This is a genomic window from Rathayibacter sp. AY1F3 (assembly GCF_002931975.1).
Lineage (GTDB): Bacteria > Actinomycetota > Actinomycetes > Actinomycetales > Microbacteriaceae > Rathayibacter.
Genome location: NZ_PSVF01000029.1, coordinates 1 through 22,751 on the forward strand (window position 1 = coordinate 1; position 22,751 = coordinate 22,751).

A 22,751-nucleotide genomic window follows, 5' to 3' on the forward strand; every position below is an offset into this window, starting at 1 on the left:
CTCGAGGGGCGCGGGGGCTGGGACCCGTACCTCGGCTGGGACGGCGCGGCGGGCTGAGGCCGGTCAGCCGGCCGCGGAGGAAGCGGGCGAGACGGGTGACGCAGGCGAAGCCCACCAGATGGTGGTCTCGCCGTAGTCCTTCCTCCGCTCCCGCTCCAGACCCGCGGGCCAGCGCGGCTCCGGGCTGCGGGAGCTCCGCTCCACGACGACCACCGCGTCCTCGCGCAGCAGCGGCAGCACGCCGGCGAGATCGGCGGCCAGGTCGTCCTCGCCGAGGTCGTAGGGCGGGTCGAGGAACACCGTGTCCGTATTGAGGGCCGGGGAGCCGTCGAGGAAGGAGCGGACCGAGCCGGTCACCACCTCGATCCGCGGGGCGGGCCGCTTGTTCTTGGCCGCCGCGGTCGCGATCGCCCGTGCGTTCTCGCCCGCGGTCCTCGCGGCCTTCGGGTCGCGCTCGACCAGGACGACCGCGCTCGCTCCGCGGCTGGCCGACTCGAGCCCGAGGGCGCCAGAGCCCGCGTAGAGGTCGACCACCGTCGCGCCGTCGAGGGCGTCCCGGGCCTCGAGGGCCGAGAAGACGGCCTCGCGCACGCGGTCGCTGGTGGGGCGGGTGCCCGCGCGCGGGACCCGGAGGGTGAGCGAGCCGGCGAATCCGGCGATGATCCTGGTCACCGGACCGAGCATAGGGCGGCACCCCTGCCTGCGGCGTCCGGTGGCCGCCGCGCGGCTCCCGCCTGGCGGCACACTGCGAACTCGCGGAACCTGGACCCTTTTCCCGTCAGGACTGCGAGAATCCGTAGCTATGACGTCGCTCGAAGACACCCGCTCCGCTGTCGGCCGCCGAGCGGCACCCGAGACGCCCCTGACCCGCGAGGAGTTCACGGCGCACTGCGGCGCCGTCCTCGGGAACCTCACCCGCGTGATCGACGGCAAGTCGGCCGAGGTCTCGATGGCGCTGACGGTGTTCCTCGCCGGTGGGCACCTCCTGATGGAGGACGTCCCCGGCACCGGCAAGACGGTCCTGGCGAAGTCGCTGGCGGCCTCGGTCGGCGGCAGCGTCGCGCGCATCCAGTTCACGCCCGACCTGCTCCCCTCCGACGTCACGGGGGTCTCCGTCTACAACCAGGCGACCCGCGACTTCGAGTTCAAGCCGGGCCCGGTCTTCGCGAACATCCTGATCGGCGACGAGATCAACCGGGCCTCGCCCAAGACGCAGTCGGCGCTGCTGGAGTGCATGGAGGAGCGCCAGGTCTCGGTCGACGGCACGACCCACCTCCTCCCGCGCCCCTTCGCCGTGATCGCGACGCAGAACCCGGTCGAGATGGAGGGCACCTACTCGCTGCCCGAGGCCCAGCGCGACCGCTTCATGGCCCGCCTCTCGCTCGGCTACCCCGATGAGCGCGCCGAGCTCGAGATGATCCGCACCCGCGACTCGGCCAGCCCGCTCGAGGAGCTGCGGCCCGTCGTGGGCCTCGCCGAGCTCGAGCGGATGATGGCCTACGTGCGCTCCGTGTACGTCGCACCGCCCGTGCAGGAGTACGTGGTGGCGATCATGCAGGCCACGCGGGTCGACCCCGAGCTGCGGCTCGGGGGGAGCCCGCGCGCCACGCTCCAGCTGATCGCCGCCGCGAAGGCGCTCGCCGCCCTCAGCGACCGCGACTTCGTGGTGCCGGACGACGTCGACGCGCTCGCCGTCCCCGTGCTCGGCCACCGCCTCCTGCCCGCCACCCGCCTCCCCGGCCGCTCCGGCGCCGGATCCTCGCACTCGGTCACCGAGATCGTGCAGCGCATCGTCGCGGCCACCCCCGTCCCCTTCGGCAACCGTGGCGACTGAGGCCCGCCCGGCCGAGACGCCGTCGTCCCGTCTCGGCGGTCTGCCCGCGCTCCGCGGGGTCGCGCTGACGCTGCGCGGCTGGGCGCTCGTTCTGCTGGGCGTCGCGGGAGTGGTGATCGCGCCGCTGTCGGAGTTCCGCGAGCTGCTGTTCGTCGGCCTGGTGCTGCTGGGCCTGCCCCTGGGCGCGCTCGTCTCCCTGCTCCTGGCGCCGGCGTCGTTCCGGGTGCAGCGCCGCTTCGCTCCCCAGACCGTCGCGGCCGGCGACGTGGTGGAGGTCGACGTGCTGCTCGAGAACCGCGGCCGCGCCGTCCGGAGCGGGGCCCGCGCCCACGACCGGCTCGAGCGCGTGGAGCGCGGGGTCGTCGTCGGCCGCCCGGTCGCCGAGGGCGTCTTCGGGCTGCCGGGCGTCCCGTCGGGAGGCCGCGTGCGCGCCCGCTACCGTCTGCCCGCCGAGCGGCGCGGGATCCACCGCATCGGCCCGCTGCGCCTGGTGCGTGGCGACGGCCTCGGGCTCGCGCTCCGCGAGAGCGTCGTGGGGGCTGCGCAGCCGTTCGTCGTGACTCCGCGGGTCGTGCCGCTCCAGAGCGACGTCCTGGACGCGCACGGAGCAGGCGGATCGAGCCCGGTCGCGCACGCGACGGCCGGCGCCGGCACGGACGACGTGATCCCGCGCGACTACCGCCCGGGGGACGCCATGCGCCGGGTGCACTGGCGGGCGAGCGCCCGCTCCGGTGAGCTCATGGTCCGCCAGGACGAGCAGAACACCGATCCGCACGCGTGGATCCTTTTCGAGACGCGGGCGGAGCGCGTGCTCGAGCGGCGCGGCGACGACCGGCTCGAGTGGGCGGTGTCGATGACGGCCTCCCTCGCCGTGCACCTGCTCGACCGCGGCTTCGAGACCCACCTCGTCGAGACGGGTGCGGACGGCGAGCCGGAGCACTCGGAGGACGAGCGCGAGGTGGCGCACGACGTGCTGCTGCGCCTGGCCGAGCTGGCGCCCTCGCGCGAGTCGGTCGACGCGGTGACCCGGATCTCGGCCGACATGCGCGACACCGGGGGAGTACGACCGGTCTTCGCCGTGCTCACCCGGCTCCTCGAGTCGGACCTCGACGCCCTCGGCTCCCTGGCCGCGCAGTCGCGCCCCGCGATCGCCTTCGTCGTCGCCGGGACCGCTGAGGAGGAGGCGGCTCTCGCCTCGCTCGGCTGGTACGCGGTGTCCGTCGACCCGAGCGCCTCCGTCGAGGAGGCGTGGGCGCAGGCCCTCGCTCTGCGGGTGGTGGCGTGAGCCGCCGCGTCGAGAGCGATCCGCGCGCCGGGTCGGCTCCTCTGAGCGGTCTGCTCTTCCTCGCGATCACGGCCGCCGCCGCCGGGATCGGCCGGCTCCTCGTCGGCGTCGACTGGCTGGTGCTCCTCGCGAGCGCGGTCGCCGTGGTGCTCGGCGTCCCGGCCGCCGCCCGGGCTCTGCGCGTGCACCCCGTCGTCCCGCCGATCCTCGGCACGCTGACGATGGTCGGCGTGCTGACCGCGATGTTCGTGCCCGGTCGGGCCCTGCTGTTCGTGATCCCCACGCCCGGCGCCGTCGCGCAGGCGGAGGCGCTCGCGCAGGGCGGCTTCCAGTCCATCGCGCAGCAGGGGCTCCCGGCGGTCGCCGACGACGGCATCTCGTTCCTCCTGATCGGCGGGGTGGTCGTGCTCGCCTGGGCGGCCGACCTGTTCGCCTTCTCCGTCCGCCTCCCCGCCCTGGCCGGTCTGTTCCCCGCGGCGCTGCTCGCGGTGCCGGCGATCGTGGACCCCTCCGAGGTGTCCTGGGCGAGCCTCGTCGTCACCGCGCTCGCCTACGCGGGCGTGCTCGCCGCCACGGCCGCCCCCCGCCGCCCGAGCGGCCCGAGCGCGGCCTCGGCCGTGCTGCCCGCCTTCGCGGCCGTGACCGTCGTCGTCCTGGGCGCGGGAGTCGTCGCCGGCTCGGCGGCCGGCTACGCGCGCACCACCGCCCCCTCGGGCGTCTCCGGGAGCCTCTTCAACGGCGCGATCGACCCGGTGGTCGCCCTCGGCGCGGACCTGCGCCGCCCGAACCCCGTGACCGTGCTGCGCTACGCCACCGACTCCGACCTGCCCGTCTACCTCCGCGTGCTGACCGTCTCGGACTTCGACGGTGACGACTGGGCGCCGAGCGAGACGGAGCAGACCGCTCCGATCGACGCGCCGATCGCGCCCGAGGGGCTCTCCGAGAGCGTGCCGCGCGAGGCGGAGGAGGTGGACGTCTCGGTGGAGACGCTGCGGAGTCAGTGGCTCCCCGTGCCGTATCCGGTCTCGTCGCTGACGGGCGTCGGCGACGGCTGGCTCCAGGACGTGCAGGACGGCTCGATCCGCGGCGACGCGACGACCCGCTCCGGAGACGACTACCAGGTGCAGGCGCTGCGGCTCGAGCCCGACCCGCAGCAGCTGCTCGCCGCTCCCGCGCCGTCCGGCGTCGACCGGTACCTCTCGCTCCCCGACGACGTGCCCGAGATCGTCCGCACCACCGCCGAGGAGGTCACGGCGGAGGCTCCGACCGCCTACGACCGGGCGCGCGCGCTGCAGACGTACTTCCGCTCGTCCGAGTTCCGCTACTCCGAGGACACCCCCGCGGAGGAGGGCTACGACGGCGACGGAGTCGGCGTGCTCTCGGCGTTCCTGACGACGAAGGAGGGCTACTGCGTCCACTTCGCCTCGGCGATGGCGGTGATGGCGCGCGAGCTCGGGATCCCGTCGCGGCTCGCCATCGGCTACCAGCCCGGCTCCGTCGTGCCCTCCGGCGGCAGCGACCTGACCACCTACCGCGTCCTCTCCTCCGACCTGCACGCCTGGCCCGAGCTGTACTTCGAGGGGGTCGGCTGGCTGCCCTTCGAGCCGACGCCCAGCCGCGGCGCTCCGGCCTCGTACACCCTGCCGAGCGCGACGGCGTCCTCGGGCCCCACCGCCCCGGGCTCGACCGCGACCACCGCGCCCGGTGCGACCAGCGCTCCCGCCGCGACACCCACTCCGACGGCCCCGTCGGCGACGCCGACCCCCGGTGCCGTCGGCGCCTCGAGCACCACGGCGGCTCCCGCGGCGACGCTCTGGGTGCTGCTCCTGCTGCTCGTGCTCGTCCCCTGGCTGATGCGCGCCGTCCAGCGCGCGCTGCGGCGCCGGTCCGCGCGCTCCGGCTCCGTCGAGGCCGCGTGGGCCGAGCTTCTGGCGACCGCCCGCGACCTGGGCGTCCCCGTGGAGGACACGGAGTCGCCGCGCGCGCAGGAGGCCCGCATGGCTCCTGCCCTCGACCCCGGAGCGGCGGCACGTCTGCAGGGGCTCCGGGAGCGCGTCGAGCGCCGGCGCTACTCGCCGTCCGCGAGCGAGTCGGAGGCGTGGGACGACGCGACCGCCGTGGCCGCCGCGCTCCGCGGCTCCGCGAGTGCCGGTCGTCGGGTGCTCGCGTCGGTCGTGCCCCGCTCGGCGCTGGACCCGGTCGCCCGGCTCGCGCGTCCGAGGTCCGACCTATGATCGCTAGGTGATCCCGGACCCCCTCGACGCCTCGCTCGCGCCGCTGATCGGGCCGCGCACGGCGACCGCGGTCGAGAAGGCCTTCGGGTACCGCACGGTCGGCGAGCTCCTGGGCCACTACCCGCGCCGCTACGCGAAGCGGGGCGAGCTGACGGCGCTCTCGCGTCTCCCCGTGGGAGAGAGCGTGACGATCGTGGCGGAGGTGCGCGAGGTGCGCGAGCGGCCGATGCGCAACCGGCGCGGCACCCTGCTCGAGGTCGTCATCTCGGACGGCTCGGGCACGCTCTCTCTGACGTTCTTCGGACAGCCCTGGCGCGCGGCGAAGCTCCACCGCGGCGTGCGCGGGATCTTCGCGGGCACGGTCTCGATGTTCCGCGACACCCCGCAGCTCACGCATCCCGACTACCGCCTGTTCGACGAGGAGGCCGCCGCGACGGAGACGGGAGGCGGTGAGCTCGCGAAGGACTGGGCCGAGCGGCCGATCCCGATCTACCCGGCGATCAGCGCGCTCTCGAGCTGGCAGCTCCAGGCCGCGATCGGCGTGCTGCTGGACGGCTTGCGCGACGTGCCCGACCCGATGCCCGAGCAGGTGCGCGCCGGCCGCTCGCTGCTGGGCCTCGGCGAGGCGCTGGAGCTGATCCACCGCCCGCAGCGGGAGGGCGAGGAGGCGCAGGCGCGCGAGACGCTGCGCTTCCACGAGGCGTTCCTCCTGCAGCTCGCCCTGCTCGAGCGCCGGGCCTCGGCGCGCAGCAGCCCCGCGACCGCCCGCGTGCCCGGCCCCGGCGGGCTGCTCGAGCGCTTCGACGCCGCGCTGCCCTTCGCCCTCACCGGCGACCAGACCGCGGTGGGGCACGAGATCGCCGCCGACCTGGCCGCTGAGAGCCCGATGACCCGGCTGGTGCAGGGCGAGGTCGGCTCCGGCAAGACCCTCGTCGCGCTCCGGGCGATGCTCGCCACGGCCGAGAGCGGTGGGCAGGCGGCTCTGCTCGCTCCCACAGAGGTGCTCGCGGGGCAGCACCTCCGCTCGATCGCGAGGACCCTCGGCCCGGAGCTCGCGGCCGAGCTGGTGCCGACCCTCCTCACCGGCGGGCTGGGGGCGGCGCAGCGCCGTGCGGCCCTCCTCCGGATCGTCTCGGGCACGGCGAAGATCGTCGTCGGCACGCACGCCCTCCTCGGCGACGCGGTCTCCTTCTACGACCTGGGCCTCGTCGTGATCGACGAGCAGCACCGCTTCGGCGTGGACCAGCGGGACGCTCTGCGCCGGAAGGGCGCCACCCCGCCGCACGTGCTGGTGCTGACGGCCACGCCCATCCCGCGGACCGTCGCCATGACGGTCTTCGGCGATCTCGACACCTCGACCATCCGCGAGCTGCCCGCCGGGCGCCCCGGCATCACGAGCCACGTGGTCCCGCTCGCCGACCACCCCGCGTGGATCGCGCGGGCCTGGGAGCGCGCCGAGGAGGAGATCCGCTCGGGGCACCAGGTCTACCTCGTCTGCCCGGCGATCGAGCCGGGGGAGCCCGCCGAGGGCGCGCAGCCGCCCGAGGAGGACGCCGCCGCGCCGCTCACGACCGTCGCGGCGACGCTGGAGGGCGTGCGCGCGCATCCGCTGCTCGGGAAGCGCCGGTCGGCCGCGCTGCACGGGCGGATGACGACGGAGGAGAAGGACGCCGTGATGCGCTCCTTCGCCGCGGGGGAGATCGACGTCCTGGTGTCGACGACGGTCATCGAGGTCGGCGTGGACGTGCCGAACGCCTCGATGATGGTCGTGCTCGACGCGGAGCGGTTCGGAGTGTCGCAGCTGCACCAGCTCCGCGGGCGCATCGGGCGCGGCGGCGTCGCGGGGGTGTGCCTGTTCGTGACGGCGGCGGAGGCGGGGACGGTCGCGCGCGAGCGGGTGGAGGCGGTCGCCGCGACGCTCGACGGCTTCGCGCTCGCCGAGGTCGACCTGGAGCTGCGCCGCGAGGGCGACGTGCTGGGCGACTCGCAGTCCGGCGGGCGCTCGTCGCTCCGCCTGCTGCGGGTGGTGCAGGACGCCGACGTGATCGTGGAGGCGCGGGCGCTGGCGGAGCGGCTCCTCGCGGAGGACCCGTCCCTCGCCTCGCACGATCGGCTCCGTGCCGCGCTCGAGCGCCGCGTGCAGGACCGCGACCGGGAGTTCCTCGCCAAGAGCTAGGCGGTGCCCGCCCGCTACTCTGTCGGCATGGCCCGCATCGCCGTCGTCCCCGGCTCCTTCGACCCCGTGACCCTCGGTCATCTCGACGTGATCGAGCGGGCCGCGCGCCTGGTCGACGAGCTGCACGTCGTGGTGGTGCACAACCCCGCCAAGACGGCGCTGCTGCCGATCGCCCAGCGCGTCTCGCTCATCGAGCAGTCGATCGCGGAGGCGGGGGTCGAGGGGCGGATCGTCGTCGCCTCGTGGAGCATGGGCCTGCTCGTCGACTACTGCACCGACGTCGGCGCGAGCATCCTGGTGAAGGGCATCCGCTCGCAGGTCGACGTGGCGTACGAGACGCCCATGGCGATCGTGAACCGCAACCTCGCGCACGTCGAGACGGTGTTCCTCCTGCCCGATCCCGCGCACGCCCACGTGTCGAGCTCGCTGGTGCGGCAGGTCTCCTCCCTCGGCGGCGACGTCGCCCCCTACGTGCCGCCCGCGGTCGCCGCGTACCTCGCCGCCGGCTGAGGCGCCGCCGATCGTCCACTCGGGTGATCCCGGGCCGTGGACCCGTGCGCCCGCGGCAGCCGGGAGAATGGACCGGTGAGCGATACGCGCGTGCAGGCCTGGGCCCTCGACGGCATCCCGGAGGTGACTCCCGGTGACGACCTGCTCGAGCTGATCCTCGCGGCCGTCGCCGCCGCCGCCGAGGAGGACCGGCCCACGGACGGCGACATCCTCGTGGTCACGAGCAAGATCGTCTCGAAGGCGGAGGGGCGCATCGTCGCCGCGACCGACCGCGAGGACGCGATCACGGCCGAGACCGTCCGCGTCGTCGCCACCCGGGCGCACGGCTCCGGCGTCACCCGCATCGTCGAGAACCGCCTCGGGATCGTCCAGGCGGCGGCCGGAGTCGACGCCAGCAACGTCGCGGAGGGGACGGTCCTCCTCCTCCCCGTCGACCCGGACGCCTCGGCGCGGGCCCTCTGCGCGGGCCTCCGGGAGCGGCTCGGCGTGGAGGTGGGCGTGCTCGTCAGCGACACCCTGGGCCGCGCCTGGCGGGTCGGGCAGACCGACGCGGCCATCGGAGCCGCGGGCGTCCTCGTGATCGACGACCTCCGCGGCGGGGTCGACGCCCTGGGGCGCACGCTGGGAGTGACCATGCCGGCCGTGGCGGACGAGATCGCCGCGCTCGGCGACCTGGTGAAGGGCAAGGCGAGTGGCCGTCCCGTCGCCGTCGTCCGCGGGCTCGCCCGCCTGGTGACGGGGGTCGAGAGCCCGGGTGCCCGCACGCTGACCCGCACGGGCCCCGACGACATGTTCCGCCTCGGCGCCGACGAGGCCTTCGCCGAGGGCTTCGCGGCCGGAGCCGCCTCGCGCGAGGAGCGCGCGTGACCGGCTGGAGCGCGGTCGTCGTGTTCAAGGGCCGCGGCGGCTCGAAGACGCGCCTCGACGTGCCGGGCCGCGCGGCGCTGGCCGAGGCGTTCCTCCTGGACACGCTCGCCGCGGTGGCCGCCGCGGAGGCGGTGACGAGCCTTCTCCTGGTCACCTCCGACGCCGGTGCGGCCGACCGCGCACGGGCGGAGCACCCGCAGCTGGTGGTGGTGCCCGACCCGGGGACCCTCGACACCGCCGTGTCGGGGGGAGCCGAGGCCGCCCTGCACCGCCGGCCGGGCGCCCCGGTGATCGTGCTGACCGGGGACCTGCCCGCCCTGCTGCCGTCGGACCTCTCCGAGGCGCTCGCGACGCGGTCGCTCCCGGCCGTCGTCCCGGACCGCGAGGGGAGCGGCACCACGGCGCTCCTGCTGGCGGCCGGAGCCCTCGTCGCTCCGGCGTTCGGCCCGGGCTCTCTGGCCCGGCACCGCGACGCGGGCTGCACCGTCGTCGTGCTGCCCGGCTCGTCGACGCTGAGGCTGGACGTCGACACGCTCGCCGATCTCGGAGACGCGGAGGAGGCCGGGGTCGGCCCGCACACGTCCCGCGCGCTGGCCGCAGCGGCCTGAGGCGCAGGGAGTCCGAGCCGCGGACACGGTCAGCCGGCGAGCAGCCCCGCCTCGAACGCCGCCGTCAGGCCCGCGTCGATCGCGAGCGGTGCGCCGTCGACCGAGCGGACGGGGATCGCCCGCCGGGTGCTCGACACCAGCCACGCCGCATCCGCACCGGTGAGCGCCGTGACCGGCAGCTCGCGGCGCGACGACGCGAGCCCGCGGCGCTCGCCCAGCGCGAGGACCCGCTCGACCGTCGTGCCGGCGAGCACGCTGCCCGAGAGCGGCGTCGCGAGCACCCCGTCGCCGAGGAGCACCAGGCTCGACGTCGCCCCCTCGAGGAGAAGCCCGTCGCTCGTGCGCCAGACCACGTCGTCCGCGCCCCGGGACGCCGCCTCGCGCAGCGCCGCCCGGGTGACGGCGCCCGAGGTGGTCTTGACACCCGGGAGCAGCCACGGCGCGAGCGGACCGCTCGCGTACCCGCGGTCCAGCACGACGACGGCCGCGCCCTTCTCCCGGAGCGCGCTCGAGTCGGGAGTCGGAGCCGCGCGCACGGTGCACCGGGCGGAGTCGCTCGAGCCGTGGGCGGCGATGAAGCGGACCGTCAGGTCGTCGACCCGGTCGTGCTCCGCCACGGCGAGGTCGACCGCTCGGGACCAGAGGGGCGCCTCCGGGATCGTCAGCCCGACGGCCCGGGCCGATCCGGCCAGCCGCGCGAGGTGCTCGCCGAGCGCGCGGGGACGTCCGTCGAGGACCGCGACGGTCTCGAAGACCCCGTCGCCGCGGAGGTAGCCCGCCTCGTCGACGCGGACGAGCGGACCCTCCGGGTCGCGGAGGACGACGGCGCCGGAGGTGATCTCGACCAGGACGGGGGTGCTCATCCGCCCATCCTGCCCCCGGCGGAGCCTCAGCGGGGGAGGAGGCCGCTCGCCACGTCGGACGGCTCGACGATCTCGCGCCACGGCTCCGGCCGGAGTCCTGCCGGGCCGAGCACGTCGGCCCCGGCGAGGAGGTCCACGTCGAGACCTGTCAGCTCGCCGATCGCGGCGACCGGCAGCTGGAACGTCCTGAAGCCGCCGAGCGGCACCAGGCCCTCGCGCACCCGCTCCACGAGCTCGCCCTGGTCGAGCAGGTACGCGCTCGTCGCGAGCGTCGATCCGTCCGGGCTCCACGCCGCGATCTTCCAGAAGCGGCGGGGGATGCTCGTACCGCGGTAGACCGGGTCGTCGTCCGCGAGCACGGGCCCGGTGAAGACGCTCAGGCGCGTGCGCCAGGTCTGCGCGTACTCGAGCACCAGCGTCTCGAGCCCGAGCCACAGCTCCTGCGACTGGTTGAAGCCGCTCGCCTGGGGCGCGGCGTTCGTGTAGCAGAAGCTGTCGCGGTTGGCCGCGGCGGCCTCGTCCCGGTCGCCCCAGACGGGGTCGCGGCGGCGGACCAGGTGGCCGCGGTCGAGGTCGTTGCGGGCGTACACCTCCGGCCCGGTCTGCTCGGAGGCGGGGATGCGGTCGTCGAGGTGCCAGTCGTCGCCGCGGCCGAGCTCGACCAGGCGCGCGCCGTCGATGTTCACGGCCGTCGAGACGGCCAGGCGCCGCTCCGGATCCAGCAGCACCTCGAAGTGCGTGTACGGCAGGAGCCGCACCGGGCGCTCGACCCTCAGGCGCGGCGCACCCGCGGGGACGCCGAGGAAGTCCGCGTCGAAGCTCACTCCTCGACCTCCGCCGTCGGAGTCGCCGTGGCTGTCGCTGTCGGGGTCGCCGTGGGCGTCGCCGGGGGAGCCTCGGTCGCGGGGACTCCCGTGCCGGTCGGAGCCGGAGCCGGTGCCTGGGTGGCGGGAGCCGGGACCTGCGAGCCGTTGCTGATCAGCAGGGCGATGTCGGAGTAGCGCGCGACGGTCGTGCCCGCGGCCGGGTCGGTGCCCGCCACCACGCCGGCCGGGAGCGACGAGTCGATGGTCGCGCCCTCCTCGACGTCGAAGCCGAGGTCCTCCAGCGCCTCCGTGGCGTCGTCGACCGAGCGGCCGGAGACGGTCGGCACGGCGATCTGGCGGCCGTTCAGCAGGGCGCTGCTGGGCTCCTCGAAGTCGTCTCCGCCGTACTTCTGGTCGGCGCGGGTCATCACCGAGTTCCAGATGTAGTGGCGGATGTTGGAGGCGTACGGGCGGCTCTCGAGCTCCGAGTTCGGGAAGCGGACCTCGCGCATCGAGGTGTGGCCGTCGATGTTGCCCACCCAGACCACGGTCGCGACGCGCGAGCTCGCCCCGTCCATCCAGGTCGACTCCGCGTTGTCGGTGGTGCCCGTCTTGCCGATGTGCTCGATGCCGTCGTCCGGGTCGGACTGGGCGGCCGTGCCGCCGGTGACGACGCGCTGCAGGGCGTAGTTCGCGACCGCCGTCAGCTCGGGGCTGAGGGCCTGGTTGCAGGTGGAGGTCGGCGGCTGGACGGCGGCGCCGGTCGCGTCGGTGATCGCGTCGATGGCGATCGCGGAGCAGGCGGTGCCGTTGTTGGCGAAGCCGGCGAAGGCGGTGACCATCGAGAGGGGGGAGATGAGCGTGTCCGAGCCGAGGACGGCGGACGGCTTGTAGTCGACCTCGCCGCCGTCGGCCGCCTTCACGCCGAAGCCGACCGCGCGGTCGCGGATCGCGCAGAGGTCGAGCTGCTGCGCCATCGAGACGTAGACGGTGTTGATCGACTGCATCGTGCCGGTCAGCACGCTGTAGCTGCCGTTCTCGCTGTCGTCGTTGTTGACCTCGTAGGAGGTGTCGAGCTCGCCGCCGGGCGCGCAGCTGGCGGGGAAGCCCGAGAAGGTGCGCTCGCGGCCGTTGATCGTCTCGTTCAGGGTGCGTCCGCTCGCGAGCCACTGCGCGAGCGTGAACACCTTGTAGGTCGATCCGACCTGGAACCCGGCGGAGCCGCCGTAGGCCGTGTCGGTGTTGAAGTTGACGGCGGAGAAGTTCGCGCCGTTGACGGCGCCGGCCGCGTCGTAGTCCTTGTTCTGCACCATCGCCAGGATCCGGCCGGTGCCGACCTCCATCGAGACGGTCGCGCTGCCGATGTTGGTGTCGAGGGTGGGGACCTTGGGGACGGCGTTGTTCGTCGCGTTGGCCGCGGTGTCCTGCAGGTCGCGGTCGAGCGTCGTGTAGATCTTGTAGCCGCCGCGCTGGAAGTTCGCGAGGCGGGTGTCCGCGTCGTCGCCGAACGCCGGGTCGTTCTGGACGACGCGGGTGATGTAGTCGCAGAAGAAGGCCGCGTTGCCAGCGGTCTGGCAGCCCGTGGGCGTCTGCGTGATCGCGGGGACGACCTCCTCGGCGACGGCGGCGTCGTGGTCGGCCTGCGAGATCTTCCCCTCCTGCAGCATCTGGTCGAGGACGTAGTCGCGGCGGATCTTGTTGTCCGGGATGTTCTCGGGCTGGTCGATCCTGAGGCCGTTGGGGTTGTTGACCGTGGCGATCAGGCTCGCGGCCTGCGCCAGGCTCAGGTCGGCCGCGGTGGTCGAGAAGTAGTACTCGGCCGCCGCCTGGATGCCGTAGACCTGCCCGCCGAAGCCCGCGATGTTGAGGTAGCCGAGGAGGATGTCGTCCTTGCTGTACTTCTTCTCGAGGTCGACGGCGAGCTTCATCTCCTTGAGCTTGCGGCTCGGAGTGGTCGCGGTCGCCTCCTCGTAGGCGGCCTCGGAGGCCGCCTCGTCGGTCGCGCTCAGCGACTCCGCCTTCTGCACGAGGACGTTCTTGACGTACTGCTGAGTGATGGAGGATCCGCCCTGGAGGTCCCCGCCGACGATGTTGCTGAGCACCGCGCGGATCGTGCCCTGCAGGTCGACGCCGCCGTGGTCGTAGAAGCGCGGGTCCTCGGTCGAGACCGCCGCGTCCTTCACGGACTGGCTGACCTGGTCGAAGGCCACCTCCTCGCGGTTCTGCGCGTAGAAGGAGGCGAGCAGCTCGTCCGAGCCGTCGGTGCGCTTGGCGTAGATCTCGGTCTTCTGGGCCAGCTGGCCGAGCTCGAGGTACTCCGGCACCGTCTCGAACAGCCCGATCGGGTTGTTCTCGGCGAGACCGGTGACGGCGAGGGCGGGAGTGACCCCGACCGTGATCAGCAGGCCCCCGGCGAGGCTGGCTCCGACGATCCCGAGGACCCGGGCGAGCACGCCGCCGCGGGCGGTTCCTTGCGCAGACATGGCTACGAGAGTAGGCGACGAGTCTGGATCCGTCGTGCGGCCGCGCTCGGGGGCCCGGATGCCCGCCCTCCCGGCCCCGGGAGCGGCGGCCGCCGGTACGGTGAGCGGGTGACCAGAGCCCGAGCATGACCGCCTCCGCCGACCCCGCCGAGACGCGCCGCCGCGCGGTGCTCGTGGTGGCCGTCCTCGCCTCCTTCGTCGCCTTCCTCGACGGCACCGTCGTCAACGTCGCCCTGCCCGCCATCACCCGCGAGCTCGGCGGCGGGCTCGCGGTGCAGCAGTGGGTGGTCGACGGGTACCTGATCACGCTCGGCGCGCTGATCCTCGTGGCCGGCTCGCTCGCCGACCGCATCGGCCGGGCCCGCAGCATGACCATCGGCCTGATCGGCTTCGGCGTCACCTCGCTGCTGTGCGCGCTGGCCCCCACCGCCGAGGTCCTCATCGTGGCGCGGATGCTCCAGGGCGCCGCCGGCGCGATCCTCGTGCCCAGCTCGCTCGCCCTCATCATCGCGACCGTCCGCGGCGCCGCGCAGGCCCGGACCATCGGCGCGTGGACGGCCTGGACCGGCACGGCGACGATCGCCGGCCCCGTGCTCGGCGGCCTGCTGGTGGACGCGGGCTCGTGGCGGTACGTCTTCGCGCTCAACCTGCTGCCGATCGCGGTGACCCTGGTCCTGCTGCGCAGGCTCGGCGCGGTCGACTCGGGGACCCGGGTGCCGATCGACGGCGTCGGCGCGGTGCTCGGGGTGATCGGCCTGGGAGGGCCGGTGTTCGCGCTGATCGAGCAGGAGCGGCTCGGGATCCAGCATCCGCTCGTGCTGACCGCCCTGATCGGGGGAGTCGCCGCCCTCGTCGCGTTCGTCGTGTGGGAGCGGCGCGCGGCGCATCCGATGCTGCCGCTGTCGCTCTTCGCGTCGCGGAACTTCACCGTCGGCAACGTCTCGACGGCGTTCGTCTACGGCGCGCTCTCCTTCGGCTTCTTCGCGCTGGGCCTGTTCCTGCAGCAGACCCTGGGCTTCTCGGCGACCCTGGCCGGGCTCGCGACGCTCCCGCCGACGATCCTGCTGCTCCTGCTCTCGCAGGTCTCCGGGTCGCTGTCGGCGCGGTTCGGCCCGCGGCTCTTCATGGGCGTCGGACCGCTGATCGCCGCGGCCGGGTTCCTCCTGCTCTCCTTCGTCGACGAGGGCGCCGACTACGCCACGCAGCTGCTCCCGGGGATCCTCCTCTTCGGCTTCGGCCTCGCGGTGACGGTCGCCCCGCTGACCTCGACGATCCTCGGCGCGGTCGAGGACGGGCACAGCGGAGTCGGCTCCGCCGTGAACAACGCGGTCTCGCGCATCGCCGGGCTGGTCGCCATCGCCGCGACCTCGCTCGTGGTCGGAGACTCGCTCGACGTCGAGGGCTTCTCCCGTGCCGCCGTCGCGACCGCTGCCCTCCTGATCGCCGGCGGCGTCGTCTCCCTCCTCGGCATCCGCAACCCGGCTCCCGCCGACCGCTGACGACCGCTCCGGGGAGCGGCACCGACCCCCGTCCGGGGTGCGGCGCCCCGTGTTCACACGGTGTCCGCCGATCCTTCGACGGAACGTGGATGAAATAGTTGTCGCTACATGGAATACTGATCGACGTCGATGCGCTTGCATACATCGGACGGGGACGCTCTCCCCGCGACGACCGTCACACTCGAGGAGAAACCATGACCGACACCGTCACCATCCCCGGCTACAAGGCCGGCACCTGGGTCATCGACCCCACCCACAGCGAGGTCGCGTTCAGCGTCCGCCACCTGATGATCAGCAAGGTCAAGGGCAAGTTCGAGCGCTTCACCGCCACGTTCACCACCGGCGAGAACCCGCTCGACTCCAAGGTCGAGGCCACCGCCGAGGTCGCCTCCGTCAACACCAACGAGCCCAACCGCGACGGCCACCTCCGCACCGGCGACTTCTTCGAGGCCGAGCAGTACCCGGAGATCCACTTCGTCTCGACCGCCGTCCGCCCGAACGGCGACGACTTCTTCGTCGACGGCGAGCTCACCATCAAGGGCACCACCAAGCCCGTCACCTTCGAGGTGGAGTTCGGCGGCTTCGGCACCGACCCCTACGGCAACTACAAGGCCGGCCTCACCGCCAAGGCCACCATCGACCGCACCGACTTCGGTCTGACCTACAACGCGGCCCTCGAGACCGGTGGCGTGCTCATCGGCGAGAAGGTCACCATCACCCTCGACCTGCAGGCCGCCCACCAGGCGTAGTCCGAGCCGATCGACCGGAGCCGTCCCTCCCCCCGGGGAGCGGACGGCTCCGTCGTTCCCGGAGCCGGTGCGGGATCAGAGGATGCCGAGCTCCGTCAGCTGCTCGGAGATGCCCGCGCCGTCGGGCGCGAAGACCCAGGTCGTGCCGCTGGTCAGGGAGCGGTCCTCGGCCTTGGAGCGGCCTCCCGCGAGCACCGCCTCGCCGGTGGAGAGCTGGCGGATCGCGATCGCCGCGACCTTGTCGGGGTGCTCGTCCGCGAAGTCGGAGTAGATCTCCTCGTCGTGCTGCCCGTCGTCGCCGACCAGCAGCCAGCGCACGTCCGGGAACTCGGCCGCGAGTCGGCGGAGGTTCATCTCCTTGTGCTGCTTGCCGCTGCGGAACCAGCGGTCGTGCGTCGGGCCCCAGTCGGTCAGGAGGAGCGCTCCGGCCGGGTACAGGTGCCGCGAGAGGAAGCGGGTGAGCGCCGGGGCGACGTTCCACGCGCCGGTGGAGAGGTAGATGACCGGGGAGCCCTCGTACTGCCGGGCGAAGCGGTCGAGGAAGACCGCCATGCCGGGCGTGGGCATCCGGGCGTGCTCGTCGAGCACGAAGGTGTTCCAGGCGGCGACGAAGGGGCGGGGGAGCGCGGTGACCATCACCGTGTCGTCCACGTCCGACACGACGCCCAGCCGCGCCTCCGGACGCACGATGAAGACGGGCGCCTCGACGGGCTTCGAGCCCGCGGTCGAGAAGGTGATGGTGTGCCAGCCGGGCTCGAGCGTGATCGGGAGGTCCGCGTCGACGACTCCGCCGCGGTCGGCCGTCACCCGGTGGGTCTGCCCGTCGGCCTCGACGGTCACGACGGCCCCGCTCACGAAGACGCTGGTGAAGCTCCGCCAGCCGCGCACGCCCTCGACGGGGCGGACCTCCTCGACCCCGGGAGGGGTCGGCCGCGTGTAGAGGACGCGGGCCAGGACGCGCAGCTGCGTCGTCGAGCCGTAGCCGGTGTAGGGGATGACCCTCGGGACGTAGCCCTTGCGCTTCACGCGCCTCATCCGGAAGGAGTGGAGTCGGTCCTCGAGGCGGGCGGCGCGGTGCATGACCTCCGCCTTGCCTGCGCTCAGGGGCTTGCTCTCGGGCGTCAGCGGCATCCGCCCAGTCTGTCAGACCGGATGCCGGACCGCGGATCGCGCTCTCACGCGATCATCAGGCTCCGGTGGGCTCGATCAGCTCGGGGCCGTTCGCCGAGACGGAGCCCACGGCTGCACCGACGCCGTGCACCTCGAGCTCCTCGGACAGCTCGGCCGCGCCCTCGGCGGCCGCGCGCAGCAGCTCGCCGTCCCCGGGGGACGCCGGGTCCAGCCAGTCCTCGATCAGCTCCGGCTGCAGCAGCACGGGCATCCGCTCGTGCACCTCGGCGAGCGGCCCGGCGGAGGGGCGGGTGAGGACCGTCGCCGAGAGCAGCCACGGAGAGCCCGGCTGGGCCGAGCGCCACCACTCGTAGAGACCGGCGAACAGGAGGAGCGAGCCCTCGCCCGGCGAGACGTAGACGGGTGCCTTCGCCCCGTCCGCGCCGACCCGCCACTCGTACCAGCCCGAGGCGGGCACGATCGCGCGCCGGGAGGCGTAGGACTCGCGGAACGAGGGCTTCTCGGCGACGGACTCGATCCGCGCGTTGAACAGCGGCGGCCCCGCGGACGGGTCGGCGGCGGAGCGGGGCACCAGGCCCCAGCGGGCTCCGGCGAGCCGACGCCGCGGCGGGCTGCCCTCGTCGACCCCCTTCATCGACTCCGCGACGACGGCGATCCGCTGGGTCGGCGCGATGTTCCAGGACGGCTCCGGCAGGTCGGCGCCCGGCTCGTCGATGTCGAAGAGCGCCACCAGGTCGGCGGTGGTCTGCGAGAGGACGAAGCGTCCGCACATGGTTTCTCCCGGGTGGATCGGACCCGCGGAGCCGTCGCCCTTCCGGGGGCGCGAAACACGAGGGACTTTCGATGAGACGACCCCGACCGGCGGTCGCCGTGCGTACGATTGTAGGAACCACGACCGAAGGAGCCCGCCGTGCCTCTTGGAAACCTCGTCGATCGACCGTTCGGTGAATCGTCCCAGGTCCGCAACGAGCCGGTGCAGGTGCGCAGCGCCGCCCGTCTCGCCTCGCTGCTCGACGCGGCGGCCGCCGTCGTCGACGAGGTCGGCTTCGACCGCCTGACCACGGCGATGGTCGCCGAGCGCGCGGGAGCCGCGATCGGCACGGTCTACCGCTACTTCCCGGACCGCATCGCCGTCCTCCAGGCGCTGCGCGAGCGGGCCCTCGAGCGCTTCCGCCGCCGCGTCATCACCGAGATCCGCGACACCCACCCGGGCAACTGGTGGGGCGCGGTCGACTGCGCGATCGACGCCTTCTGCGAGATGCACCGCAACGAGCCGGGCTTCCGCTCCATCCGCTTCGTCGACACGATCCACGCCCCCGAGGTCGCGGGCGAGGCGTTCGAGGCCGGCTTCTTCGCCCGCCGCTTCGCCGAGATCCTCGCGTCCGAGTACGGCCTCCCGGGCGGCGCGCAGCTGTCCTTCCGCCTCGAGGTGACCATCGAGGTCGCGGACGCGCTGCTCACGCGGGCGTTCCTCATCGATCCCAACGGCGACCAGCGCTTCATCGACGAGAGCCGCTCGCTGCTGCGCCACTACATGACCTCGCACTACGGAGCCGTCGAGGAGTCCTGACCCGCTAGGGCTGTCAAGGCCCTAGTCGCTCCCGGAACATCCCGCAACACTTCGCGGTCCGGGTTGGCAGGCGGCTGCTATTGGTGTTTTCCTTGCCGCCTGGCCCCGTTCGGGGCCGCGGGCCGTGCAACGGCCGGACGCGCGGAGCGAGAGCGGGCACAGTCGTGGACCAGGGACAGATCGGCGCGCACACCGCCGGACGGCGAGCGGCCTCGTGATCGAGTTCCGCAACGTCAGCAAGCAGTACCCGGACGGCACGCGGGCGGTCGACGACTTCTCGCTCGTGCTGCCCTCCCGGCAGACGACCGTCTTCGTCGGCTCCTCGGGCTGCGGGAAGACCACGATCCTCCGCATGATCAACCGGATGATCGAGCCGACCTCCGGCACCATCGAGATCGACGGCGAGGACATCTCGTCCCTGCCCGCCGTCGCGCTCCGCCGCCGCATCGGCTACGTGATGCAGAACTCCGGCCTCCTGCCGCACCGCAAGGTCATCGACAACATCGCGACCGTGCCGAGGCTGAACGGGGTCGCCAAGAAGCAGGCGCACGCCCGCGCGCTCGAGCTGATGGACACGGTCGGACTGGACCGTGCGCTCGCCGCCCGGTACCCCAGCCAGCTCTCCGGCGGCCAGCAGCAGCGCGTCGGGGTGGCGCGCGGCCTGGCGGTCGACCCGAACATCCTGCTGATGGACGAGCCGTTCGGCGCGGTCGACCCTCTCGTGCGCGCCGACCTGCAGCGCGAGACCCTGCGACTCCAGGACGAGCTCGACAAGACCGTGGTCTTCGTCACCCACGACATCGACGAGGCGTTCCTGCTCGGCGACCAGGTCGTCATCCTCGAGAAGGGCGGCCGGATCGCGCAGAAGGGCTCGCCCGCCGAGATCCTGGCGAACCCCGCGAGCGAGTTCGTCGCCGGCTTCGTCGGTGCCGACCGCGGCAAGCGCTCGCTCCGGATCGAGGAGCGCGACGGCGCCCGCATCGTGGTCGACGGCGACGGGCGCCCGACCGGAGTGCTGCGCGCGCAGGACGGCCCCGCCGCGTGAACTGGGTCGTCAACAACACGGACGCGATCGTCGCGAACCTGCTGGCGCACCTGGCCCTGTCGGTCCCGCCGATCCTGCTCAGCTTCCTCGTCTCGCTGCCGTTCGGCTGGTTCGCGAACCGCTACCGCTGGAGCCGCGGCACCCTGCTGACAGGGCTCGGCGTGCTCTACGCCATCCCCTCGCTGGCCATGTTCATCCTGCTGCCGGTCCTGCTGGGCATCCCGCTCCGCTCGACCGCCAACGTGATCACGGGCCTCACCCTCTACGGCGTCGCGCTGATGGTCCGCACCACCTCGGACGCACTGGGCGCGGTGTCGGACGACGTCCGCCAGTCGGCGACCGCGATGGGCTACTCCGGATGGGCGCGCTTCTGGCGGGTCGAGTTCCCGCTGGCCGGTCCGGTCCTGCTCTCGGGCCTGCGCGTGGTCACGGTCAGCACGGTCAGCCTGGTGACGGTCGGCGCGGTGCTCGGGATCCAGAGCCTCGGCCTGCTCTTCACCGACGGCTTCCAGCGCGGCATCACCGGTGAGATCGTCACGGGCATCGTCCTCACGATCGTCCTCGCGCTGGTGCTCGACGGACTGCTGGTGCTGATCGGCCGTCTCCTCATGCCCTGGACGGCTCTGGACCGCACGCGCCGCTCGCGCAGACCGGTCGCGGTCGAGAGGGCGGTGACGTCGTGAACCTCATCGCCGAGGCCTTCGCCTGGATCGCCGACCCCGCGCACTGGACCGGGGTCTACGCGATCCCGACCCGTGTCGCCCAGCACGTCGGCATCAGCCTGCTGGTGCTCGTGATCGCGGCCGCGATCGCGATCCCGATCGGCTACCTGATCGGGCACACCGGGCGCGGCAAGGGCATCGCCGTGCCGGTCGCAGGCGGTCTGCGCGCCCTGCCGACGCTGGGCGTGCTCGTCCTCGCGGCGATGAGCCTGGGGCTCGGCCTCGGCGCTCCGGTGATCGCCCTCGTCGTGCTCGCGATCCCGTCGGTGCTCGCCGGCGCGTACTCCGGGCTCGAGGCGGTCGACCGCCGCACGGTCGACGCGGCGCGCTCGATGGGCATGACCGAGTGGCAGATCCTGACGAAGGTCGAGATCCCGCTGGGGCTGCCGCTGCTGATCGGCGGGCTCCGCTCGGCGGCGCTGCAGATCATCGCGACCGCCACGCTCGCCGACTACATCGGCGCCGGCGGCCTCGGGCAGTACATCTTCCGCGGAGTGAAGTCGGGGGACTACCCGCAGATGCTCGCCGGCTCGATCCTGGTGATCGTGCTGACGCTCCTCAGCGAGGTCCTCTTCGCCCTCCTCCAGCGGCTCGCCGTGCCGCGCGGAGTCGTGCTCGGCCTGGCCGGCACCGCCGGCCGCACAGGTTCCCGCGCCTCGTCGCCCCGACGACGCGCGGTGATGGGAATCCCCATCGAAGAAGGGAAATAGCAATGTTCACAGCACATTTCACGAAGGGCCGTGTCGCGCTCAGCGCACTCGCGGTCGGTGCCGTCGTGGCACTGGCAGGGTGTTCCTCGAGCGATCCGCTCGATGAGGGATCGGGTGCGACTGCGGGCAGCGAGACCATCGTGGTCGGCTCGCAGGACTACTACTCGAACGAGATCCTCGCCGAGATCTACGCGCAGGCGCTGGAGAACGACGGCTTCACCGTCGACCGCCAGCTGCGCATCGGCCAGCGCGAGATCTACCTGCCCGAGATCGAGAGCGGATCCATCGACGTCTTCCCGGAGTACGACGGCAGCCTCCTGCAGGCGCTCGAGCCCGACGCGACGGCCACCACCGCCGACGACGTGTACTCCGCGCTCGGCGACGCGCTGCCCGACGGCCTCCGCGCCCTCGACGCCGCCGAGGCCAGCGACCAGAACTCGTACACCGTCACCCAGGCCTTCGCCGACAAGTGGGACCTGACCGACATCGCGTCGCTCAAGAACGTCACCGACCCGATCGTGGTCGGCGGCAACTCCGAGCTGCAGACGCGCCCCTACGGGCCCGACACCCTGCAGTCGAAGTACGGCATCACGACCACCTTCCAGGCGATCGAGGACAGCGGCGGATCGACCACCGTCGACGCGCTCACCAGCGACCAGATCCAGCTGGCGAACGTCTACACGGCCGACCCGAACATCCAGAAGAACGACCTCGTCGCTCTCGAGGACCCGGACGGACTGTTCGTGGCCGACAACGTCGTGCCGATCGTCTCGAGCAAGATCACGGACGACGCGGCCGAGGTGCTGAACGCGGTCAGCGCGAAGCTCACGGCGGACGACCTCGTCGCCCTCAACTCCGAGAGCGTCAACGAGCAGAAGTCCGCGTCCGCGATCGCGGGCGAGTGGCTGAAGTCGGCGGGTCTCGTCGACTGATCCTCCCCGGATCCACGCCCGGAGGCGCGTCACTCGTCGAGGTGACGCGCCTCCGCTCTGTTCAGGAGCTTCTTCCCGAGGAGCACGAGCAGGGCGAAGACGACGATGACGCCCACGAAGACGTAACCGGCGCCGTGCAGGCTCTCCGAGAGTTCCCGGTAGCTGCCCGCCGCGGCCGCGCCGACGCCGACGTAGGCGGACGACCAGAGCACGCACGCCGGGATCGTCCAGACCATGAAGGTCCGATAGCGCATCCCGCTCATCCCCACCGTCAGCGGGATCAGCGAGTGCAGCACCGGCAGGAAGCGCGAGAGGAACACGGCGAACCCGCCGCGCCGCGCGAGGTAGCGCTCGGCCTTCAGCCAGTTCTTCTCGCCGAGCCGGCGTCCCAGGCGCGACGCGCGGATCCGCGGCCCGAACCAGCGGCCGAGGTAGAAGCCGACGGACTCGCCGCAGAGGGCGCCGATGACGACCGTGACGGCCAGCGCCGCGAACTGCAGCGGGCTGGTCACGCCGGTCGCGCTGACGATCACGATCGTGTCGCCGGGGACGACGAGGCCCGCCAGGATCGTGGTCTCGAAGAAGATCGCGAGTCCGGCGAGGAGCGTCCGCCAGACCGGGGGGACGCTGACGACGAAGTCCAGGATCCCGGTGAGGGTGTCGTTCACCGGGCGCCCCCGCCCGCCGCGGACTCGATCAAGGGCTGGGGCCGACGGCGGCTCCGGAT

Annotated in this window: 21 protein-coding genes; 14 read left to right on the top strand and 7 right to left on the bottom strand. The window is 73.2% G+C overall.

The features are described 5' to 3' along the window. Positions 1-63: 63 nt before the first annotated feature. Complete coding sequence (locus tag C5C39_RS14260) at positions 64-672, bottom strand: RsmD family RNA methyltransferase (protein WP_104255155.1); 609 nt, start codon at positions 670-672, stop codon at positions 64-66. 130 nt (positions 673-802) lie between these two features. Here C5C39_RS14260 and C5C39_RS14265 point away from each other — a divergent pair, with 130 nt between their 5' ends. From C5C39_RS14265 to cofC, 7 genes are all read left to right on the top strand, one after another. Next, entirely contained in the window at positions 803-1,834 is a 1,032-nt protein-coding gene (locus C5C39_RS14265; protein WP_104225624.1) for a MoxR family ATPase, read from the top strand. After that, on the top strand, positions 1,824-3,119 hold the full coding sequence (locus C5C39_RS14270; protein ID WP_104353680.1) for a DUF58 domain-containing protein: 1,296 nt from the start codon (positions 1,824-1,826) through the stop codon (positions 3,117-3,119). Before C5C39_RS14265 ends, C5C39_RS14270 begins: the two co-directional genes overlap by 11 nt. After that, positions 3,116-5,353: a DUF3488 and transglutaminase-like domain-containing protein gene (locus C5C39_RS14275; protein ID WP_104274209.1), complete on the top strand. Its 2,238-nt coding sequence runs from the start codon at positions 3,116-3,118 to the stop codon at positions 5,351-5,353. The genes C5C39_RS14270 and C5C39_RS14275 overlap by 4 nt, the downstream gene beginning before the upstream one ends. Positions 5,354-5,360: 7 nt before the next feature. Further along, the gene (locus tag C5C39_RS14280; RefSeq protein ID WP_374953707.1) at positions 5,361-7,529 is read left to right on the top strand and encodes an ATP-dependent DNA helicase RecG; all 2,169 of its coding nucleotides are present in this window, start codon (positions 5,361-5,363) and stop codon (positions 7,527-7,529) included. Between the two features lie 27 nt (positions 7,530-7,556). Next, complete coding sequence (coaD, locus tag C5C39_RS14285) at positions 7,557-8,039, top strand: pantetheine-phosphate adenylyltransferase (RefSeq protein WP_104223138.1); 483 nt, start codon at positions 7,557-7,559, stop codon at positions 8,037-8,039. Positions 8,040-8,114: 75 nt separating this feature from the next. Next, on the top strand, positions 8,115-8,906 hold the full coding sequence (locus C5C39_RS14290; protein WP_258075846.1) for a coenzyme F420-0:L-glutamate ligase: 792 nt from the start codon (positions 8,115-8,117) through the stop codon (positions 8,904-8,906). Further along, positions 8,903-9,514 carry a 2-phospho-L-lactate guanylyltransferase gene (gene cofC / locus C5C39_RS14295; RefSeq protein WP_104353682.1) on the top strand — a complete coding sequence of 204 codons (612 nt, stop codon included), beginning with the start codon at positions 8,903-8,905 and terminating at the stop codon, positions 9,512-9,514. The genes C5C39_RS14290 and cofC overlap by 4 nt, the downstream gene beginning before the upstream one ends. Positions 9,515-9,543: 29 nt before the next feature. On the opposite strand, the gene C5C39_RS14300 is transcribed toward cofC, so the two are convergent. From C5C39_RS14300 to C5C39_RS14310, 3 genes are read right to left on the bottom strand one after another with little or no spacing between them, the layout of a single operon-like run. Continuing rightward, positions 9,544-10,377, bottom strand: a complete 834-nt coding sequence (locus tag C5C39_RS14300; RefSeq protein WP_104353683.1) for an aminotransferase class IV — start codon at positions 10,375-10,377, stop codon at positions 9,544-9,546. A 26-nt stretch (positions 10,378-10,403) separates the two neighbouring features. Further along, complete coding sequence (locus tag C5C39_RS14305) at positions 10,404-11,201, bottom strand: DNA/RNA non-specific endonuclease (protein WP_258075847.1); 798 nt, start codon at positions 11,199-11,201, stop codon at positions 10,404-10,406. Beyond that, a complete protein-coding gene (locus C5C39_RS14310; protein WP_104225628.1) occupies positions 11,198-13,666 on the bottom strand; it encodes a transglycosylase domain-containing protein in 2,469 nt (822 codons plus the stop codon). The genes C5C39_RS14305 and C5C39_RS14310 overlap by 4 nt, the downstream gene beginning before the upstream one ends. Before the next feature lie 125 nt (positions 13,667-13,791). On the opposite strand from C5C39_RS14310, the gene C5C39_RS14315 reads away from it, so the two are divergent. After that, complete coding sequence (locus C5C39_RS14315) at positions 13,792-15,165, top strand: DHA2 family efflux MFS transporter permease subunit (protein ID WP_104353684.1); 1,374 nt, start codon at positions 13,792-13,794, stop codon at positions 15,163-15,165. 194 nt (positions 15,166-15,359) lie between these two features. Beyond that, on the top strand, positions 15,360-15,914 hold the full coding sequence (locus tag C5C39_RS14320; RefSeq protein ID WP_104353685.1) for a YceI family protein: 555 nt from the start codon (positions 15,360-15,362) through the stop codon (positions 15,912-15,914). A 75-nt stretch (positions 15,915-15,989) separates the two neighbouring features. Here C5C39_RS14320 and C5C39_RS14325 read toward each other — a convergent pair whose 3' ends face one another. Together C5C39_RS14325 and C5C39_RS14330 are read right to left on the bottom strand one after the other, a co-directional pair. After that, positions 15,990-17,045 carry an App1 family protein gene (locus C5C39_RS14325; protein WP_244229442.1) on the bottom strand — a complete coding sequence of 352 codons (1,056 nt, stop codon included), beginning with the start codon at positions 17,043-17,045 and terminating at the stop codon, positions 15,990-15,992. Between the two features lie 55 nt (positions 17,046-17,100). After that, positions 17,101-17,817 carry an SOS response-associated peptidase gene (locus C5C39_RS14330; RefSeq protein ID WP_104233760.1) on the bottom strand — a complete coding sequence of 239 codons (717 nt, stop codon included), beginning with the start codon at positions 17,815-17,817 and terminating at the stop codon, positions 17,101-17,103. Between the two features lie 138 nt (positions 17,818-17,955). Between C5C39_RS14330 and C5C39_RS14335 the strand changes: the two genes are divergently transcribed. The 5 genes from C5C39_RS14335 to C5C39_RS14355 all read left to right on the top strand — a co-directional run bounded on the left by C5C39_RS14335 (position 17,956) and on the right by C5C39_RS14355 (position 22,024). Continuing rightward, positions 17,956-18,615 (top strand): TetR/AcrR family transcriptional regulator, encoded by a 660-nt coding sequence (locus C5C39_RS14335; RefSeq protein WP_104223107.1) that lies wholly within the window; start codon positions 17,956-17,958, stop codon positions 18,613-18,615. A 214-nt stretch (positions 18,616-18,829) separates the two neighbouring features. Continuing rightward, positions 18,830-19,660, top strand: coding sequence for an ABC transporter ATP-binding protein (locus tag C5C39_RS14340; RefSeq protein WP_104225631.1), 831 nt, complete (start codon positions 18,830-18,832; stop codon positions 19,658-19,660). Further along, positions 19,657-20,343, top strand: a complete 687-nt coding sequence (locus C5C39_RS14345; protein WP_104223109.1) for an ABC transporter permease — start codon at positions 19,657-19,659, stop codon at positions 20,341-20,343. The genes C5C39_RS14340 and C5C39_RS14345 overlap by 4 nt, the downstream gene beginning before the upstream one ends. After that, a complete protein-coding gene (locus C5C39_RS14350) occupies positions 20,340-21,092 on the top strand; it encodes an ABC transporter permease (protein ID WP_104225632.1) in 753 nt (250 codons plus the stop codon). The genes C5C39_RS14345 and C5C39_RS14350 overlap by 4 nt, the downstream gene beginning before the upstream one ends. Positions 21,093-21,094: 2 nt before the next feature. Next, positions 21,095-22,024 (top strand): ABC transporter substrate-binding protein, encoded by a 930-nt coding sequence (locus C5C39_RS14355; protein WP_104223111.1) that lies wholly within the window; start codon positions 21,095-21,097, stop codon positions 22,022-22,024. A gap of 29 nt (positions 22,025-22,053) precedes the next feature. Here C5C39_RS14355 and C5C39_RS14360 read toward each other — a convergent pair whose 3' ends face one another. Further along, positions 22,054-22,692: a DedA family protein gene (locus tag C5C39_RS14360; RefSeq protein ID WP_104353686.1), complete on the bottom strand. Its 639-nt coding sequence runs from the start codon at positions 22,690-22,692 to the stop codon at positions 22,054-22,056. Positions 22,693-22,751: the final 59 nt, after the last annotated feature.

Excerpts from the sequence above, each read along its gene's own strand:
- C5C39_RS14300 (WP_104353683.1), bottom strand. The coding sequence starts at position 10,377 with ATGAGCACCCCCGTCCTGGTCGAGATCACCTCCGGCGCCGTCGTCCTC.
- C5C39_RS14310 (WP_104225628.1), bottom strand. The coding sequence starts at position 13,666 with ATGTCTGCGCAAGGAACCGCCCGCGGCGGCGTGCTCGCCCGGGTCCTC.
- C5C39_RS14265 (WP_104225624.1), top strand. The coding sequence starts at position 803 with ATGACGTCGCTCGAAGACACCCGCTCCGCTGTCGGCCGCCGAGCGGCA.
- C5C39_RS14330 (WP_104233760.1), bottom strand. The coding sequence starts at position 17,817 with ATGTGCGGACGCTTCGTCCTCTCGCAGACCACCGCCGACCTGGTGGCG.
- C5C39_RS14355 (WP_104223111.1), top strand. The coding sequence starts at position 21,095 with ATGTTCACAGCACATTTCACGAAGGGCCGTGTCGCGCTCAGCGCACTC.
- C5C39_RS14320 (WP_104353685.1), top strand. The coding sequence starts at position 15,360 with ATGACCGACACCGTCACCATCCCCGGCTACAAGGCCGGCACCTGGGTC.
- C5C39_RS14325 (WP_244229442.1), bottom strand. The coding sequence starts at position 17,045 with ATGCCGCTGACGCCCGAGAGCAAGCCCCTGAGCGCAGGCAAGGCGGAG.
- C5C39_RS14315 (WP_104353684.1), top strand. The coding sequence starts at position 13,792 with ATGACCGCCTCCGCCGACCCCGCCGAGACGCGCCGCCGCGCGGTGCTC.
- coaD (WP_104223138.1), top strand. The coding sequence starts at position 7,557 with ATGGCCCGCATCGCCGTCGTCCCCGGCTCCTTCGACCCCGTGACCCTC.